At 71.8% G+C, this 17,443-nt stretch carries 14 protein-coding genes; 8 read left to right on the plus strand and 6 right to left on the minus strand.

Going from position 1 to position 17,443, the window contains the following annotated elements; genetic code table 11:
* Nucleotides 1-157 precede the first annotated feature (157 nt).
* The 5 genes from ACFVYI_RS26060 to ACFVYI_RS26080 all read right to left on the minus strand — a co-directional run bounded on the left by ACFVYI_RS26060 (nucleotide 158) and on the right by ACFVYI_RS26080 (nucleotide 4,067).
* Entirely contained in the window at nucleotides 158-1,261 is a 1,104-nt protein-coding gene (locus ACFVYI_RS26060) for a DUF475 domain-containing protein (protein WP_387889716.1), read from the minus strand.
* 69 nt (nucleotides 1,262-1,330) lie between these two features.
* A complete protein-coding gene (locus ACFVYI_RS26065) occupies nucleotides 1,331-1,906 on the minus strand; it encodes a TerD family protein (RefSeq protein ID WP_380571056.1) in 576 nt (191 codons plus the stop codon).
* Nucleotides 1,907-2,119: 213 nt separating this feature from the next.
* Entirely contained in the window at nucleotides 2,120-2,695 is a 576-nt protein-coding gene (locus ACFVYI_RS26070; protein ID WP_387889718.1) for a TerD family protein, read from the minus strand.
* Between the two features lie 238 nt (nucleotides 2,696-2,933).
* Complete coding sequence (locus ACFVYI_RS26075; RefSeq protein ID WP_360628806.1) at nucleotides 2,934-3,392, minus strand: peroxiredoxin; 459 nt, start codon at nucleotides 3,390-3,392, stop codon at nucleotides 2,934-2,936.
* 240 nt (nucleotides 3,393-3,632) lie between these two features.
* Nucleotides 3,633-4,067: a DUF3052 domain-containing protein gene (locus ACFVYI_RS26080; RefSeq protein WP_329487476.1), complete on the minus strand. Its 435-nt coding sequence runs from the start codon at nucleotides 4,065-4,067 to the stop codon at nucleotides 3,633-3,635.
* A 515-nt stretch (nucleotides 4,068-4,582) separates the two neighbouring features.
* Here ACFVYI_RS26080 and aceE point away from each other — a divergent pair.
* Together aceE and ACFVYI_RS26090 are read left to right on the plus strand one after the other, a co-directional pair.
* Nucleotides 4,583-7,333 carry a pyruvate dehydrogenase (acetyl-transferring), homodimeric type gene (gene aceE / locus ACFVYI_RS26085; RefSeq protein WP_360628809.1) on the plus strand — a complete coding sequence of 917 codons (2,751 nt, stop codon included), beginning with the start codon at nucleotides 4,583-4,585 and terminating at the stop codon, nucleotides 7,331-7,333.
* A gap of 198 nt (nucleotides 7,334-7,531) precedes the next feature.
* The gene (locus ACFVYI_RS26090) at nucleotides 7,532-7,978 is read left to right on the plus strand and encodes a nitroreductase/quinone reductase family protein (protein ID WP_387889721.1); all 447 of its coding nucleotides are present in this window, start codon (nucleotides 7,532-7,534) and stop codon (nucleotides 7,976-7,978) included.
* Between the two features lie 78 nt (nucleotides 7,979-8,056).
* Here ACFVYI_RS26090 and ACFVYI_RS26095 read toward each other — a convergent pair whose 3' ends face one another.
* Nucleotides 8,057-9,661: an MFS transporter gene (locus ACFVYI_RS26095; RefSeq protein WP_387889724.1), complete on the minus strand. Its 1,605-nt coding sequence runs from the start codon at nucleotides 9,659-9,661 to the stop codon at nucleotides 8,057-8,059.
* Between the two features lie 221 nt (nucleotides 9,662-9,882).
* Here ACFVYI_RS26095 and ACFVYI_RS26100 point away from each other — a divergent pair, with 221 nt between their 5' ends.
* The 6 genes from ACFVYI_RS26100 (at nucleotide 9,883) to ACFVYI_RS26125 (ending at nucleotide 17,431) form a co-directional block, all read left to right on the plus strand.
* Entirely contained in the window at nucleotides 9,883-10,569 is a 687-nt protein-coding gene (locus ACFVYI_RS26100; RefSeq protein ID WP_387889725.1) for a TetR/AcrR family transcriptional regulator, read from the plus strand.
* Between the two features lie 131 nt (nucleotides 10,570-10,700).
* Nucleotides 10,701-12,002, plus strand: a complete 1,302-nt coding sequence (locus ACFVYI_RS26105) for a sensor histidine kinase (protein ID WP_387889727.1) — start codon at nucleotides 10,701-10,703, stop codon at nucleotides 12,000-12,002.
* The gene (locus ACFVYI_RS26110) at nucleotides 11,999-12,673 is read left to right on the plus strand and encodes a response regulator (RefSeq protein ID WP_387889728.1); all 675 of its coding nucleotides are present in this window, start codon (nucleotides 11,999-12,001) and stop codon (nucleotides 12,671-12,673) included. Before ACFVYI_RS26105 ends, ACFVYI_RS26110 begins: the two co-directional genes overlap by 4 nt.
* A gap of 157 nt (nucleotides 12,674-12,830) precedes the next feature.
* Entirely contained in the window at nucleotides 12,831-13,973 is a 1,143-nt protein-coding gene (locus ACFVYI_RS26115) for an alpha/beta hydrolase (RefSeq protein ID WP_387889729.1), read from the plus strand.
* Nucleotides 13,974-14,040: 67 nt separating this feature from the next.
* Complete coding sequence (locus ACFVYI_RS26120; protein WP_387889731.1) at nucleotides 14,041-15,267, plus strand: acyltransferase; 1,227 nt, start codon at nucleotides 14,041-14,043, stop codon at nucleotides 15,265-15,267.
* Between the two features lie 220 nt (nucleotides 15,268-15,487).
* Nucleotides 15,488-17,431, plus strand: a complete 1,944-nt coding sequence (locus tag ACFVYI_RS26125) for a galactose oxidase-like domain-containing protein (protein ID WP_387889734.1) — start codon at nucleotides 15,488-15,490, stop codon at nucleotides 17,429-17,431.
* Nucleotides 17,432-17,443: the final 12 nt, after the last annotated feature.

Here is a 17,443-nt window from a genome sequence, read left to right on the forward strand (position 1 = left end):
ACGCACCGCACCACGCACCCGGAGCACGCGAACGGCCGCCCCCTCGCAGGAAGGGGGCGGCCGTTCGCGTGTGCGTTCGCGGACCGAAGCCGCAGGACCACAGGCCCCGGGACCACGAGCCACGGGCCCCGGGACCACAGGCCCCGGGGCCGGAGCGCTACTTGTCGGCGCTCACCAGTTCGTGCTCGCCTCCGCCACCCTCGGCGGCCACCCGGCGGTTGCGCAGGACCGACGAGCCGAGGGCGAGGCCGATGAAGGCGACACCGATCAGGCCGGTGACCATCTCCGGGATGTGGTACTCGATGCCGACCAGCAGGATCACCGAGAGCGCGCCGATCGCGTAGTGCGCGCCGTGCTCCAGGTAGACGTAGTCGTCCAGGGTGCCCTGGCGGACCAGGAAGACGGTCAGCGAGCGGATGTACATCGCGCCGATGCCGAGGCCCAGGGTGATCTGGAAGATGTCGCTGGAGATGGCGAACGCGCCGACGACGCCGTCGAAGGAGAACGACGCGTCCAGGACCTCCAGGTACATGAAGAGGAAGAACGCGGCCTTTCCGCCCACCTGGACGATGGACTTCCCGGACTTCGTCGCCTTCTCCTCCGCCTCTTCGTCCTCCTCCAGGCCCGCCTCGAAGATCGAGGAGAGCCCGTTCACGGCGAGGTAGGTGACCAGGCCGAGCACACCGGCGAGCAGCACCGTCTCGGCGTGCTCCCCGGCGAAGAAGTTGGACGCCAGCAGCAGCGTGACCAGCGCGACGACCGTCGAGAAGGCCTCCAGCTTGCCGACCTTCTCCAGCGGACGCTCGATCCAGGCCAGCCAGTTGTAGTCCTTCTCCTCGAAGATGAAGTCGAGGAAGATCATCAACAGGAAGACGCCACCGAAGGCCGCGATGGCCGGGTTCGCGGCCTCCAGGTACTGGCCGTAGGTCAGACCCTCGTACGTCTTGTCGGAGTTGAGCGCGAGGTCGATGACCGTCGCCGGACTGAGGTGCGCGGTGAGGCCGACGACCAGCAGCGGGAAGATCAGCCGCATACCGAAGACGGCGATCAGCACGCCGACGGTGAGGAAGATCTTCTGCCAGTACGGGTTCATCCGCTTCAACACCGTGGCGTTGACCACCGCGTTGTCGAACGACAGGGAGATCTCCAGGATGGAGAGGATCAGCACGATGCCGAATCCTTCAGCTCCCCAGAGCAGGCCGGCTGCGATCAGCCCGATGACGGTGATCGCGAATGACCAGCCGAAGGTGCGGAGGAACACGGGACTTGGTTACCTTTCGAGTTCATGGCGCCGAGAACGTCGACCACGTCGACCACGGGCTTCGGGCCTTTACTGTACGTTTACGCCGAAATCGAGGGCAATGCCGCGCAGGCCCGAGGCGTACCCCTGGCCCACCGCGCGGAACTTCCACTCGCCCGCGTAGCGGTACAGCTCGCCGAAGATCATCGCGGTCTCGCTGGAGGCGTCCTCGGTCAGGTCGTACCGGGCGATCTCCTGCCCGTCCAGGGAGTTGACCACCCGGATGTAGGCGTTGCGCACCTGACCGAAGTTCTGCAGGCGCGACTCGGCGTCGTAGATCGACACCGGGAAGGCCACCTTGTCCACCTGCGGCGGGACGAGGTCCAGGTTGACCAGTACGACCTCGTCGTCGCCCTCGCCGTCACCGGTGAGGTTGTCGCCGGTGTGCTCGACCGAGCCCTCGGGGCTCTTGAGGTTGTTGTAGAAGACGAAGTACTCGTCACCGAGCACCCGGCCTCCCGAGCAGAGCAGCGCGCTCGCATCGAGGTCGAACGGCGCACCGGTGGTCGAGCGGGCGTCCCAGCCGAGGCCGATCTGCACCTGCGTCAGATTCGGCGCGGCCTTGGTGAGCGAGACGTTTCCACCCTTGGCGAGCGTGACACTCATGGCTGTCCTTCCTCCCTTTTCCTCCCGGGGCGCATCTCAAGGTCTATTCCCCCGTGGCCCCGCCCGGCCTCCTTCGGCCGGCTGAACTTCCTGAACTCCCATCCTTCCAGTGCGCCCGGGCAGCACGAAGCCGGGGCGGCCGCCGACGCCTCGCGTCCGCGGCCGCCCCGGCCCGGTGGTACCTCGTCAGGCCCGCTGGGCCCGCCGCCCGGCTCAGACGTTGACGCCGAAGTCCTGGGCGATGCCGCGCAGGCCGGAGGCGTACCCCTGGCCGATGGCGCGGAACTTCCACTCGGCGCCGTTGCGGTACAGCTCGCCGAAGACCATCGCGGTCTCGGTCGAGGCGTCCTCGGAGAGGTCGTAGCGCGCCAGCTCGTTGTTGTCGGCCTGGTTCACCACGCGGATGAAGGCGTTGCGGACCTGGCCGAAGTTCTGGGTCCGGTTCTCGGCGTCGTAGATCGACACCGGGAAGACGATCTTCTGCACGTCGGCCGGGACGGTCGCCAGGTTGACCTTGATGGCCTCGTCGTCGCCCTCACCCGCACCGGTCAGGTTGTCGCCGGTGTGCTCGACCGAGCCCTCGGGGCTCTTCAGGTTGTTGAAGAAGACGAAGTTGCCGTCCTTGTCGACCTTGCCCTGGTCGTTGCAGAGCAGGGCGCTGGCGTCCAGGTCGAAGTCCGTGCCGGTGGTGGTACGGACGTCCCAGCCAAGGCCGATGACCACGGCGGTCAGGCCGGGGGCTTCCTTGGTGAGCGAGACATTGCCGCCCTTGCTCAGGCTGACACCCACTGGTCCTCCAAGATTCGGGAGGCACTCCCTGGTGCCCCCGTGGTGCGGTCAGAGGTGTCAGCGGCGATTGCGCCGAGCCTCTGACCAGCCAACGGACCGATCGTAGTGCCGGGTTCCCGTCCTGGGCAGGGAACGGGCCCGGCGTGGCTGTTCGAATCTGCGCGGGCACCTTCCCCGCGGTCGGTCCGCAGCCCGCCGGGCCCGTACGACGCACCCGCGAAGGGGCGCGCAGGGGGCGTCAGAGCGCGCCGAGGACCTTCAGGTACTCCTGCTCGTCACGGGCGTCCGGCAGGTCGTTGACGACGCTCCAGCGCACGACGCCGGCCTTGTCGATCACGAAGGTGCCGCGCACCGCGCAGCCCTTCTCCTCGTTGAAGACGCCGTAGGCCCGGGAGACCTCGCCGTGCGGCCAGAAGTCGGAGAGAAGCGGGTAGTCCAGGCCCTCCTGCTCGGCGAAGACGCGCTGGGTGAACGGCGAGTCGTTGGAGATGCCGAGCACCTGCACCTCGTCGTTCTGGAGGCGCGGCAGCTCCTTCTGGATCGCGCAGACCTCGCCGGTGCAGACGCCGGTGAAGGCGAACGGGTAGAAGACCAGGACGACGTTCTTCTCGCCCCGGAAGTCGGAGAGCTTGACCAGCTCGCCGTGCTGGTTCTTCAGCTCGAAGTCCGGAGCCTCGGTGCCGACCTCGATGGCCATGGTGGGACCTTTCTGACGCGACAGGGCCGCGCGGCGGGCGCGGCGAGCGCCATCCTCGCATTCACCGGCACCGATTCGGCCGAACGGGTGAGGCGGCCGGCCGCCGGAGCGGCCGCTTTCGCCCACGGCGAACGCGGCTCCCGGCAGGGGATCCAGCCCGGAGCGCGAAACGGCCGGGCCCCGCTGGAGGAAGCTCCAACGGGGCCCGACTCAGGATCGCGGCTCAGGCTCGCGGGGCGCTCAGCGCTTGCCCGCCTTGGCTGCCTTGGTCGCCAGCCGGGTGGCGGCCCAGTCCTTGGCGATGGCGATCGAGCTGGTCTGCGAGAGGCCGGCGGTCCGGGCCGCGTCGGCGATGTCGGAGGCCTCGATGTGGCCGTCACGGCCGGTCTTGGGCGTCAGCAGCCAGATCAGGCCGCCCTCGGCCAGGTATTCCAGGGCGTCGACGAGGGAGTCGGTGAGATCTCCGTCGTCGTCGCGGTGCCACAGCAGGACGGCGTCGGCGACGTCGTCGTAGTCCTCGTCGACGAGATCCGTCCCGGTGATCTCCTCGATGCCCTCGCGGAGTTCCTGGTCACTGTCTTCGTCGTACCCCAGCTCCTGGATGATCTGGTCCTTCTCGAAACCGAGACGGTGGGCCGGGTTGGACTTGTCCGCGGGGTCCGCGGTCGCGCTCACGGGAATAACCTCCAGTATTCGGCTCGGCATCCTTGCCGAGGCTTGGCCGTAGTCCACACGGGCGCGGCGGTTCGCGCAAGTACCCGACCCCCGATCCCCTCCAAAGGTTGACGTGTCGCAGGGGGACACGCCGGTCGACGTGTCGCGAATCACACCGATTTGCCCTTCTCTGCACAAGACAAGGATGCTTCGGGTGACCCCGGTCCACAGGTCGTACGCGTGCCCGAGATGCGAACGGCATTCGGGTCCGCGCGTGCGCGGGCGTAGAGTCTCCTGTTGGCCCTCACCCCGACCGCCCGCCATCGGACGGTCGGGCAACCAGGTCGGACCACCTCTGTTCGTAACACCCGGTGGTGCGGGGCGCAGGCAAGAGCGCCTGCTCCGCGCGCCGCCAGACCGTACCGCCTACCGGGCGGAACGGTTACCGATCGGTAGAGATGACGGATCTCCGAGCGCGGTAGCACGATGGAGGCGGCGCGACACACCTCAGTTTCGACCGACAGTGAAGGAACAGCGTGGCTTCCGGATCCGATCGCAACCCGATCATCATTGGCGGCCTTCCGAGTCAGGTCCCGGACTTCGATCCCGAGGAGACCGCGGAATGGCTGGAGTCGCTTGACGCGGCCATCGACGAGCGGGGGCGCGAGCGTGCCCGCTACCTGATGCTCCGCTTGATCGAGCGCGCCCGCGAGAAGCGTGTCGCCGTGCCCGAGATGCGCAGCACGGACTACGTCAACACCATCGCCACCAAGGACGAGCCGTTCTTCCCCGGCAACGAGGAGATCGAGCGCAAGGTCCTCAACGCGACCCGCTGGAATGCGGCCGTCATGGTCTCCCGGGCCCAGCGTCCGGGCATCGGCGTGGGCGGCCACATCGCCACCTTCGCCTCCTCCGCGTCGCTCTACGACGTCGGCTTCAACTACTTCTTCCGCGGCAAGGACGCCGAGGGCGAGTCCGGCGACCAGATCTTCTTCCAGGGTCACGCCTCCCCCGGCATCTACGCCCGCGCCTTCCTCCTGGACCGACTGTCCGAGCAGCAGCTCGACGCCTTCCGCCAGGAGAAGTCGAAGGCGCCGTACGGCCTCTCCAGCTACCCGCACCCGCGGCTGATGCCGGACTTCTGGGAGTTCCCGACCGTCTCGATGGGCCTCGGCCCGCTCGGCGCGATCTACCAGGCCCGGATGAACCGCTACCTGGAGCACCGGGGCATCAAGGACACCTCCTCCTCGCACGTCTACGCCTTCCTCGGCGACGGCGAGATGGACGAGCCGGAGTCGCTGGGCCAGCTGTCGCTGGCCGCGCGCGAGGGCCTGGACAACCTGACCTTCGTGGTCAACTGCAACCTGCAGCGCCTGGACGGCCCGGTCCGCGGCAACGGCAAGATCATCCAGGAGCTGGAGTCCCAGTTCCGGGGCGCCGGCTGGAACGTCATCAAGCTGGTCTGGGACCGCAGCTGGGACCCGCTGCTCGCGCAGGACCGCGACGGCGTCCTGGTGAACAAGCTGAACACCACGGTCGACGGCCAGTTCCAGACGTACGCCACCGAGACCGGCGCGTACATCCGCGAGAACTTCTTCGGCGGCGACCTGCGGCTGCGCAAGATGGTCGAGAGCATGACCGACCAGCAGATCCAGCACCTGGGTCGCGGCGGCCACGACCACGCCAAGGTCTACGCGGCGTACAAGGCGGCCCGCGAGCACAAGGGCCAGCCGACGGTCATCCTCGCCCAGACGGTCAAGGGCTGGACGCTCGGCCCCAACTTCGAGGGCCGCAACGCGACGCACCAGATGAAGAAGCTGACGGTCGAGGACCTGAAGCGCTTCCGCGACCGGCTGCACCTGCCGATCACGGACAAGCAGTTGGACGAGGGCTACCCGCCCTACTACCACCCGGGCAAGGACTCGGAGGAGATCCAGTACATGCACGACCGCCGCAAGGAGCTGGGCGGCTACGTGCCGACCCGCAAGGTGCGGCCGCGGCAGCTGGAGCTCCCGGGCGACGACGCCTACAAGGCGGTCAAGAAGGGTTCGGGCAACCAGACCATCGCCACCACCATGGCGTTCGTCCGGGTGCTCAAGGACCTGATGCGGGACAAGGGCATCGGCAACCGCTTCGTGCCGATCGCGCCCGACGAGTACCGCACCTTCGGCATGGACTCGCTCTTCCCGTCGGCGAAGATCTACAACCCGCTCGGCCAGACCTACGAGTCGGTCGACCGCGAGCTGCTGCTGGCGTACAAGGAGTCCCCGACCGGCCAGATGCTGCACGACGGCATCTCCGAGGCGGGCTGCACCGCGTCGCTGATCGCGGCGGGCTCCTCCTACGCCACCCACGGCGAGCCGCTGATCCCGGTCTACGTCTTCTACTCGATGTTCGGGTTCCAGCGCACCGGTGACCAGTTCTGGCAGATGGCCGACCAGCTGGCCCGCGGCTTCGTGATCGGCGCCACCGCCGGCCGCACCACGCTGACCGGCGAGGGCCTGCAGCACGCGGACGGCCACTCGCACCTGCTGGCCTCGACCAACCCCGGCGTCGTCGCGTACGACCCGGCGTACGGCTTCGAGATCGCGCACATCGTCCAGGACGGCCTGCGGCGGATGTACGGCTCGTCGGCGGAGTTCCCGCACGGCGAGGACGTCTTCTACTACATGACCGTCTACAACGAGCCGATCAAGATGCCGGCCGAGCCGGAGAACGTCGACGTCGAGGGCATCCTCAAGGGTCTGCACCGGTACGCGCCGGCCGCCGCCGGCCAGATCCCGGCCCAGATCCTCGCCTCCGGCGTGGCGGTGCCGTGGGCCCTGGAGGCCCAGCGCATCCTCGCCGAGGAGTGGAACGTCAAGGCCGACGTCTGGTCCGCGACCTCCTGGAACGAGCTGCGCCGCGACGCGGTGGAGGCCGAGGAGTTCAACCTCCTGCACCCGGAGGAGCAGCAGCGCGTCCCGTACGTGACGCAGAAGCTGCAGGGCGCCGAGGGCCCGTTCGTCGCCGTCTCCGACTGGATGCGCGCGGTGCCGGACCAGATCTCGCGCTGGGTGCCGGGCCAGTACCAGTCGCTGGGCGCCGACGGCTTCGGCTTCGCCGACACCCGTGGCGCGGCCCGTCGCTTCTTCCACATCGACGCGCAGTCGGTCGTGCTGGGCGTGCTCACCGAGCTCGCCAAGCAGGGCAAGATCGACCGCAGCGCGCTGAAGGACGCGATCGACCGCTACCAGCTGCTGGACGTGGCGGCGGCCGACCCGGGTGCCGCCGGCGGCGACGCCTGACCGCTCGGTGAGCCGGTGAACAGCCGGTAGGCCGGCGGACCGGTCCAGGGGCCGGACCTCCCAGGTGGGGGTCCGGCCCTTCGCCGTCCCCGGCCACCGGGCGGCCGGGTGACCTCCGTCACACCCTCTTGAACCTCACACAGGTGTGAGCTCCTAGGGTCGTTCCCAGACGAACCGGACCACCCCAGGAGGTCTCCCATGAACGCCGTCCACCCCGAGCCCGCCGCCGGCGGCAACGCGTACAACCGCGGTGTGATCACCGAGTTCCGGGCCTCGGCCGGCGCGGTCGGCGGGTCCTTCGCGGGCACCCCGCTGCTGCTGCTCACCACCTGGGGCCGGCGCAGCGGAGAGCCGCGCACCACGCCGCTGGTGCACCTGACGGACGCCGGCCGCACCGTCGTCTTCGCCTCCAACGGCGGCGCCCCGGCGGACCCCGACTGGTACCGCAACCTGGCCGCCCGCCCCGAGGTCACCGTCGAACTCGGCGCCGAGCGCTTCCCGGCACTCGCCGTCCCGGTGGCCGACGAGGACCGGTACGAGGCCCTCTGGGCGGCCCAGATCGCCGCCCAGCCGTCGTTCGCCGCCTTCCGGGCCCGTGCCGGCCGCGTCGTCCCGCTGGTGGAGCTGCGCCGCGCGGCGGGCTGACGCGCGAACGCCGGCGGGCCCGGACTCGGTGGAGTCCGGGCCCGCCGGCGTTCGACGGCGCGGGTGGTCGGCGGGCCGTCAGATGTGGACGGCCGGGCCGGCCTCGGCGCTGCCGCGGCGGGCGAGCAGTCCGAGCAGGGCGGCGGCGAAGGCCACCACGGAGGCCACCGCGAAGGCGAGCGACATGCCGCTGAGGAAGGACTGGTGGACGGCGCCGGCCATCGCGTCGACCACCTCGGCCGGGGTGCCGGCCGGGGCGGGCGGGGCGAAGCCGAGCTGGGCCGCCTGCTTGAGGCCCTCGGCCTCGGCGCCCTGGACCGCCGGCAGGCCGGCCTCGGCCCACTTGCCGGGCAGCACGTCGCCGACCTTGGCGGCCATCAGCGCGCCCAGCGCGGCGGTGCCCAGGCTGCCGCCGACCTGCATCGCGGCCTGCTGCAGGCCGCCGGCCACGCCGGAGAGCTCCATCGGCGCGTTGCCGACGATCACCTCGGTGGCGCCGACCATGACCGGGCTCATGCCCAGGCCCATCAGGACGAACCAGAGCGACATCACACCGGCGCCGGAGCCCTCGTCCAGGGTGGACATCCCGAACATCGCCACGGTGGTGATCAGCATGCCGGCCACGATCGGGATCCGCGGGCCGAGCCGGCCGATGGCCAGACCCGCCACCGGCGAGCCGACGATCATCATGCCGGTCATCGGCAGCAGGTGGACGCCGGCCTCGACCGGCGACATCCCGTGGACGTTCTGCAGGTAGAAGGTCACGAAGAAGATCGCACCGAAGAACGAGAAGGCCATCAGCACCATCAGCAGGGTGGCGGCCGACAGCGGGACGGAGCGGAACAGGCTGAGCGGGATCAGCGGCTCGCGGGCGACCCGCTGCCAGAACGCGAAGGCCGTCATCAGGACCAGCGCACCGCCCAGGAAGAGCAGGGTGGAGACGTCGCCCCAGCCCCATTCGGGCGCCTTGATGATGCCGAAGACCAGCGCGAACATCGCCAGCGAGAGCAGCACGATGCCGGGGATGTCGAAGGACTTGGCCGCCTTCTCGGCCCGGACGTCCCGCAGGATCCAGATGCCGAGGGCCAGCGTCAGCAGGCCGACCGGGATGTTGATGAAGAACACCGACTGCCAGCTGACGTGCTCGACCAGCAGGCCGCCGACGATGGGACCGGCCGCCGAGGACGCGCCGATCACCCCGCCCCAGATGCCGATCGCCATGTTGAGCTTCTCGACCGGGAAGGCCCCGCGCAGCAGGCCGAGCGCGGCCGGCTGGAGCAGCGCGCCGAACAGGCCCTGCAGGACGCGGAAGGCGATCACCGTCTGGATGTTGCCCGCGAAGGCGATCGCGGCCGAGGTGGCGGCGAAGCCGGCCGCGCCGACCAGGAAGGTCCGCTTGTGGCCGAAGCGGTCGCCGATCTTGCCCGCGGTGATCAGGAAGACCGCGAGGGCGAGCAGGTAACCGCTGGTCACCCACTGGATCTCGGACGGCGCGGCCTTGAGGTCGGCCTGGATGACGGGGTTCGCGATCGCGACGATGGTGCCGTCCAGCGCGACCATCATGACGCCGACGGCGACGGTCAGCAGGGTCAGCCAGGGGTGCCCCTTCAGACCGCTCCCGGACGATGACTCGGGCTGCGGCGGATCGTCCGCCTTGGCGCTCTTGACGACGGACTGGCTCATCTGGGGCCCTCCGGGGGCATGGCAGCGAACAGACGTGGTCGTGGCGCCCCGGGCCCACCCGTCCCCACGAGTTACCCGGCCTGGGGGCGCCACGCTCCGCAGATTATGTCAGTCACTGACATTTGGCAAACTCTGCCGTGTTACTGAGGCTGACATATGTCAGCCAGCTAGAGTTGTGCACCAGCACCACCCGTCGCCTCGCCGTCCGGAAGGCCCCCGCCATGGCCGCTCAGCGCTCGCCCATCGCCACCGCCCCGGCCCGGCCGGCCGAGGGCGCGGGCCAAGGCCTGCGCGAGCGCAAGAAGCAACAGACCCGGGACGCCCTGATCGAGGCCGCCCACCGGCTCTTCTTCAGCCAGGGGTTCGCCGGGACGACGGTGGACGAGATCGCCGCCGCCGTCGACGTCTCGCAGCGCACGTTCTTCCGCTACTTCGCCAACAAGGACGAGGTCGCCCTCGCCGTCATGGCCGAGGCCGAGGACTACTTCATCGACCGGCTGCGGGCCAGACCCGCCGGGGAGAACCCGCTGGAGGCCCTGCGCGCCGCGATCGTCGAGTCCTGGCGCGAGCTCGCCTCCCGGCACCCGTCCGGACCGGGCTCGGTGACCAGCGCACTGGAACTGATGCGGATGATCGAGGACACCCCCACGCTGCTCGCCGCCCATCTGCGCCGGGTCACCGAGCAGGAGCGGGTGGTGGTGCAGGTGCTCGCGGCCCGCGAGGGCCTCGACCCGGCCGAGGACCTGCGCCCCGCCGTGATGGCCGCGGTCTTCGGCAGCGTGCTGCGCGCGGCCCACCTGTCCTGGAGCGCCGAGTGCGAGGAGTCCGGCCCGGAGGACATGATCGCGCTGATCACACGTCACTTCGACCAGCTCGGCCCCGCCCTGGCCGGCGACTGGCGGCACTAGGGCCTGTCTTCGAACTCCCGCCCGCGGTGCGGCGCCGGGGCCCCAGGCCTGCCGCGTCATACCGGAGTACTACGGCGAAGCCCGGTCCCCGGTCCGACGCCCGGCGGCACCGGCCGCCCTAGGCTGACGGGATGATCGATCCGCCCACCGGGCCGACCCGGGGCGGCCTGCTGCCCGGTCTGCTCGCCCCGCTCACCCGCCCGTCCACCGACCACACCCCGCTGCTGGCCCACGCCACCAGCCGCTGGGTCCGCTGGCTGCCGTACCTCCTCGCCCTGTCGGCGGTATCCTCCCTGCTGCCCAGCGGGATCAACGTCCTGGCGCACGACTACGGGCTCAACGTCGGCCTCGCCGCGGCCCTCGCCGTCGCCCAGACCGCGCCGCTGCTGCTCGCCGTGAGCCGCCCGCTGCCCGCCTGGTGGATGATCGGCGCCGCCGACCTGCTGACCTCCCTGCTGATCCTCACCACCGGCCGGGACACCTCCTCCGCCTGGCCGTGGCCGGCCACCGGCCTGGTCGGCTACCTGCTGCTGATGCTCCCGCTCGCGCTCCGCGAACGGCGGCGCACCCTGCTCTCGGTCTGGCTGGCCACCTGCGCCGCCGGCCTCGCACTGTCGCTGCTCGGCGTGGGCGGCGGCTTCGGCAGCGACAACAGCCTGCTGGCGGTGGCCCTGACCGGAGCCGTCCTGGTGCTCGGCGGCGCCCTGCGGGAACGGGCCGAGGCCCAGCGGCTGCTCGCCGAGCAGGAGCACATCAGCGAGGCCGAGCGCGAGCGCCGCACCCTGCTGGAGGAGCGCGCCCGGATCGCCCGCGAGCTGCACGACGTGGTCGCCCACCACATGTCCGTGATCGCCGTCCAGGCGGCCAGCGCCCCGTACCGGATCACCGGCGTACCGGCCGAGGCGGCCGAGGAGTTCACCGCCATCGCCGGCACCGCCCGCGACTCGCTGTCCGAGATGCGGCGGCTGCTGGGCGTGCTGCGCAGCGAGGACTCCGGCGCGGAGAAGGCACCGCAGCCCGGGATCGGACAGCTGACCCAGCTGGTCGAGACGGTCGGCCGGGCCGGGGTGCCGGCCGAGCTGGCCGTCCCGCCGGAGCTGGCCGCCGCCCTGCCGCAGGCCGTCGACCTCTCCGTCTACCGGATCGTCCAGGAGGCGCTGGCCAACGTGGTGCGGCACGCGCCCGGCGCCGAGGCCTGGGTGTCCCTGGCCGTCGACGGCCGGGCCCTGCTGGTCACGGTGGTGAACGGCGCCCCGCCCGCGCGCACCGAGTCGCTGGAGGCCGCCGCCGAGGGCACCGGCCACGGGCTGGTCGGGATGCGGGAACGCGTCCGGCTGCTGGATGGGAAGCTGGACACCGGCCCGCTGCCCGACGGCGGCTTCAAGGTGGCCGCCGTCCTGCCGATCGACACCCCCCGGGAGACCACCGCATGACCATCCGCGTGATCATCGTCGACGACCAGGCGATGGTGCGGGCGGGCTTCGCCGCCCTGCTGGGCGTCCAGAGCGACATCGACGTGGTGGGCGACGCGGCGGACGGCGCGCAGGCCCTGGAGGTCTGCGGCCGCACCCACCCGGACGTCGTCCTGATGGACGTCCGGATGCCCGGCATGGACGGCCTGGAGGCGGCCCGCCGGCTGCTCGACCCGGCCGTCCCCGGCGCCCACCGCCCCAAGGTGCTGATGCTGACCACCTTCGACGTGGACGACTACGTGTACGAGGCGCTGCGGGCCGGGGCCAGCGGCTTCCTGCTCAAGGACGCACCGCCGGCCGACCTGATCGCCGCCGTGCGGGTGGTCGCGGCCGGCGACGCGCTGCTCGCCCCCTCGGTGACCCGGCGGCTGATCGAGGACTTCGCCCGGGCCAGGCCGGCCCGGCGCCGCGACCCCAAGCTGCGGCTGAACGGCCTCACCCCGCGGGAGACCGAGGTGCTGGAGCTGATCGCCCGTGGCCTGTCCAACCAGGAGATCGCCGCCGGGCTGGTCCTCGCCGAACAGACCGTCAAGACCCACATCGGCCGGATCCTCGCCAAGCTCGACCTGCGCGACCGCGCCCAGGCGGTGGTGCTGGCCTACGAGTCCGGCCTGGTGACGCCCGGTCAATGACCGCCCCGGTGGCCGGTGTCGCACCGGACCGGCCGGAGCAACCCTCCTGGTACCCGGGTAGCACCCGGGAGTTGGCCCCGCGGTGTGACGTCCGCGGGGCCGCCGCATTTCTACCTTCCTCTCCGTCGACATCCGACGGACAAGGGAGAACACGGACATGCGGCAGCCTCGCTCCGACCACAGGCCCCGGCGCTTCGCCCGTGCGGTCGCCGGCGCCGCGGTGGCCCTGGCCGCCGTCCTGGGCGCCGGCGGATGGGCCGCCGACACCCAGCGCGCGATCACCGGCCCACCCCCCGGCACGGCCGCCTGGATCGCCGACACCACCCTCGGCCTCCGGCTGCCCGACCCGGCCACCGCCTCCCCCGCCGCGGTGGCCGCCTTCTTCGAGCAGGTGCCGGCCGCCGGTCAGGACGCGCTGGCCGTGCGCCACCCGCTGGTGGTCGGCAACCTCGACGGCGCCCCCGTCCGCCTCCGCTACCGGGCCAACGCGCTGGCCCTGGCCGAGGAGCGCGGACGCGAACTCGCCCGCGCCACCGACCCGGCACTCCCCCCGCGGGACCAGGCCACCGCCCACGGGCGCGCCGAGCGCTACCGCACCCTGCTCGACGGCGGACGACAGGTCCTCGCCTTCGACCCGCGCGGTCGCGGCCTGGTCGCCGAGGTCCACGGCGACCTGACCGCCACCGGCCGGACGGCCGTCGTCGTCCCCGGCTCGGACATCGACCTGCTGAGCTTCGACCGGCCCACCGACCCGTACGGCACCCCGACCGGGATGGCCCGCGCGCTGTACGACGCCACCGGCCGGCAGAGCGCCGTGATCGCCTGGGCCGGCTACACCACCCCGGTCGGCCTCGGTCCGGACGCCGCCACCGAGACCCTCGCGCGGGCCGGCGCGCAGCGCCTCACCCGACTCCTGGACGGACTCGCCGTCACCACCCGGCCGACGGCGCCCGCCACGGTGTTCTGCCACAGCTACGGCTCGGTGGTCTGCGGCCTGGCCCGCCCCGGCCCGGAGCAGGCCGCCGGCCTGGTGGTGCTCGGCTCCCCCGGCATGGGCGTCGACTCGGCCGCCGACCTCGACCCCCGGGTGCCGCTCTGGGCCACCGGGCGCAACGGCTCCGACTGGATCGGCAACGTGCCCAACGTCTCGCTCCTCGGCCTCGGTCACGGCGCCGACCCGACCGACCCCGGTTTCGGCGCCCGCCCGCTGCCCGCAACCGGCTCCCACGGCCACACCGGCTACTTCGCCCCCGGCACCGCCTCCCTGGCGGCCTTCGCCGCCCTCACCCTCGGCCGCTGAACCCCGACCCCGCACTCGGCCGCCGAACCCGGCCCCGCCCGCCCGCCACCTCCCGAGGAGCAACGCCATGGCCCACCCGCTGACCGCCCTGCGCCGCGCCGCGCACCAGGTCGACGCCCGCACCCCCGAGACCCGCGACCGCGCCCTGGACGGACTGCGCGCGCTCGCCCTGCTCGCCGTCCCCGTCGGCCACTGGCTGCTCGGCGGCTTCACCCTCTCCGCCGACGGCGCGCTGCACAACGCCAGCCCGCTCGGCTCGCTCGGCTTCTTCGCGCCGGTCAGCTGGGTGCTCCAGATGCTCGGGGTGTTCTTCCTGGTCGGCGGTCACTCCTCGGTCCGCTCACTGGAACGGGCCCGGGCCCGGGGAGCCGGCTACGCGGGCTGGCTGCGCGGCCGCTCGGTGCGGCTGCTGCGGCCGGTCCTCGGGGTGGCGGCCGTCTGGGCGCTGCTGATCCCGGTGCTGGGCCGGCTCGGTGTCCCGGGCGACACCGTTCGGACCGGCTCGGTGCTGGTGGTGCAGCCGCTCTGGTACATCGCCGTCTACCTGGGGCTGACCGCGCTGACCCCGCTCTGCGTGGCCGCCGCCCGGCGGCTGCGCGGCTGGTCGGCGGGCGTCCTGGCGGCCGTGGTCGCCGTGGTCGACCTGCTGCGCTACGGCCCGTGGGCGGAGGCGGTGCCGTCCTGGGTCGGGCTGCTGAACATCCTGCCGGGCTGGCTGTTCGGCTATCAGTTGGGCGTGCTCTGGGCCCACGGGCGGCTCGGCCGTCCGGCCGCGCGACTGCTGCTGTTCGGCGGCGGCGCGCTGTTCGCCGCGCTGCTGCTGGTCTTCCACTACCCGGCCAGCATGGTCGGCGTGCCCGGCGCCGAGCGGACCAACTCGCACCCGCCGTCCCTGCTGGTCCTGGCCCTGGCGGCGGTGCAGTGCGGCGCCGCGGTGCTGCTGCGCGAGCGGCTCGGCCGGCTGCTGCGGCGCCCGCTGCTCTGGCTGCCGGTGGTGGCGGTCAACCTCTCGGCGATGACGATCTTCTGCTGGCACCAGAGCGCGATGCTGGCCGTCGCGGTGCCCGGCGCGGCCGCCTTCGGCACCGTGCCCGGCCTGACCGGCGCACCGGACTCGCCGACCTGGGTGGCCGCCCGGGTGGCACTGCTTCCGCTGTTCGGCGCCGTCCTGGTCGCGATCGGGTGGTTCACCCGACGGTTCGACGGCCCCTGGACGGCGTTCTCCCGCACCTGGAAGGCGGTGGCCGGCGCCGCCGCGGCACTGTTCGCCGCGTACGCGCTGGGCGTGGTCTGAGCCGGGAGCGCTCAGGGGGACTGACGGGGCGTGAGCCGCTCGGGCGCACGCCCCGTCGGGCGGCGACACGCACCCGCCGAAGCGGTGCATCCGCATGCGAACCACCACGCACTGTGATGTCCTGTGACCGTCGGCGACTGTCGGTACGCCCGCGCCCGCCCACGGCCAGGCCGTCCGCGCGTCCGCCGCCCCCGCCCGTCATCCCCTTCCGAGGAGTCCCATGTCCCTGTCCCCACCGCGGCCGCGGCGCCGGCCGCGGGCCCGCCGCCGCCTGTCCGTCGTCGCCACCGCCGTCGTCTGCGCGCTCACCACCGGCACCGTCCTGACCGCCGCCACCCCGGCCGTCGCCCTGGTCCTCGCCCACGGCGGCGCCGACGACGAGCTGACCCCGCACGTCACCTCGCCCCGGGTGCTGGCCGAGATGCGGGACGACGAGGTCGCGGCACTCGGCCAGGAGCACGCCGAGGAGCACGCCCGCATGCGGGCGGCCGCCCGCGGCATCGGCGACTACCCGCAGACCACCCGGACCAACCGGCTCAAGGCGCTGACGGACTCCCAGACCAGCACCAACGCCGGCTTCGACCCGACCGTCTTCGGCGCGTTCAACCAGTACTTCCCCTCACCCGACTTCGGCGACCACATCGCACTGCTGCCGACCGGGAAGGTGCTGGTGTTCTCGTTCGAGCGGATCGAGACCAACCCGGAGAAGGAGCCCGCACCGACCCAGACCATCGGCAAGGAGAACGCCGGCCGGGCCTTCCTCTGGGACCCGGCGAAGGGCTACGGCAAGGACGCCTTCAAGCAGGTCACCCCGCCGATCGTCGACATGCCGGACGGGCTGCACGAGCCCCGGCCGGCCCCGTTCTTCTGCGCCGGCCACTCGTTCCTGCCCAACGGCATGCTCGGTGTCTTCGGCGGCAACCTGGGCGGCAACGGCGGCACCGGCGCCAAGCTCTCGCTGATCTTCGACCCGTGGACCGAGACCTGGACCAAGAACCCGGACATGTCGGTGGGCCGCTGGTACCCGTCCGTGGTGACCGGCGCCGACGGCCGGCAACTGATCATGTCCGGCCAGTCCGAGCTGGGCTGGGGCACCCCGACCCCGGTGGTCGAGCGCTTCCCCGCCAAGGGCTACCCGGTGCCCTCGCTCAAGACCGAGATCCCGAAGAACACCCCGGTGGACCGGTTCAAGGCGGACGCCCCGTTCAGCCTGGACTACCCGCACCTGTTCTCGCTCAACGACGGCAACGTCTACGGCTTCGGCCGCCAGGCCAACGAGCAGTGGAAGTTCGACCCGGTCGCGGAGTCCCGCAGCGACCTGGCGCCCCGCCCTGACGGCCGCAAGCGCAACTACGGCTCGGCCGTCATGCTGCCGAGCGGCCCGAACGGCCCGGACTCCGCGCTGGTCCTCGGCGGCGACCGGGACAACCCGAGCACCCTGCGCTTCTCCAACGGCAGTTGGACCGCGGAGAAGTCGCGCGCGTTCGGCCGCACCCAGGACGACACCGTCCTGCTGCCCGACGGCAAGCTGCTGACCGTCAACGGCGCGTACGACATCCGCGACTACGGCAACGGCCCCTACAACCCGAACGCCGACCTCAAGTACCGCCAGATCGAGCTGCGCGACGCCCAGGGCAACTGGAAGCTCGGCCCGGTCCAGCGGCTGCCGCGCGGCTACCACTCCAACGCCGTGGTCCTGCCGGACGGACGCGTCATGGTGACCGGTGACGAGCTCCAGCAGCTCGCCAACAATCCGGACATCGACGGCACGGTGACCGGCATCCCCGGCACGACGGGCCCCGTCACCATGAACGGCACCATCGAGATCTACGAGCCGAACTACCTGCACCAGAGCAACCGGCCCTCGCTCGACCGGGCCCCGACCACGCCGGTCGGCTACGACAAGAAGTTCCTGGTCACCACGTCGACCCCGGAGCGCGCGGCCAAGGCCGTCCTGCTGGCGCCGACCACCGCGACCCACTCGGTCAACACCAGCCAGCGCCACATCGAGCTGCGGCTCAGCAGCCGGGCCGGCAACCGGCTGGAGTTCCAGGCGCCGCCGGACGCCAAGGCGGCGCCCCCCGGCTGGTACATGCTCTACCTGCTCAACGACCAGGGCGTGCCCAGCGTCGCGCAGTGGGTGCAGCTCAGCTCCTCGGCCTGATCCCGGCCTCCC

Origin of the sequence: Kitasatospora sp. NPDC058218, assembly GCF_042882445.1 — a bacterium.
Lineage (GTDB): Bacteria > Actinomycetota > Actinomycetes > Streptomycetales > Streptomycetaceae > Kitasatospora.

Coding starts and splice junctions, on each gene's coding strand:
- ACFVYI_RS26065 (WP_380571056.1), bottom strand. CDS start 1,906: ATGAGTGTCACGCTCGCCAAGGGTGGAAACGTCTCGCTCACCAAGGCC.
- ACFVYI_RS26075 (WP_360628806.1), bottom strand. CDS start 3,392: ATGGCCATCGAGGTCGGCACCGAGGCTCCGGACTTCGAGCTGAAGAAC.
- ACFVYI_RS26090 (WP_387889721.1), top strand. CDS start 7,532: ATGAACGCCGTCCACCCCGAGCCCGCCGCCGGCGGCAACGCGTACAAC.
- ACFVYI_RS26095 (WP_387889724.1), bottom strand. CDS start 9,661: ATGAGCCAGTCCGTCGTCAAGAGCGCCAAGGCGGACGATCCGCCGCAG.
- ACFVYI_RS26100 (WP_387889725.1), top strand. CDS start 9,883: ATGGCCGCTCAGCGCTCGCCCATCGCCACCGCCCCGGCCCGGCCGGCC.
- ACFVYI_RS26105 (WP_387889727.1), top strand. CDS start 10,701: ATGATCGATCCGCCCACCGGGCCGACCCGGGGCGGCCTGCTGCCCGGT.
- ACFVYI_RS26110 (WP_387889728.1), top strand. CDS start 11,999: ATGACCATCCGCGTGATCATCGTCGACGACCAGGCGATGGTGCGGGCG.
- ACFVYI_RS26115 (WP_387889729.1), top strand. CDS start 12,831: ATGCGGCAGCCTCGCTCCGACCACAGGCCCCGGCGCTTCGCCCGTGCG.
- ACFVYI_RS26120 (WP_387889731.1), top strand. CDS start 14,041: ATGGCCCACCCGCTGACCGCCCTGCGCCGCGCCGCGCACCAGGTCGAC.
- ACFVYI_RS26125 (WP_387889734.1), top strand. CDS start 15,488: ATGTCCCTGTCCCCACCGCGGCCGCGGCGCCGGCCGCGGGCCCGCCGC.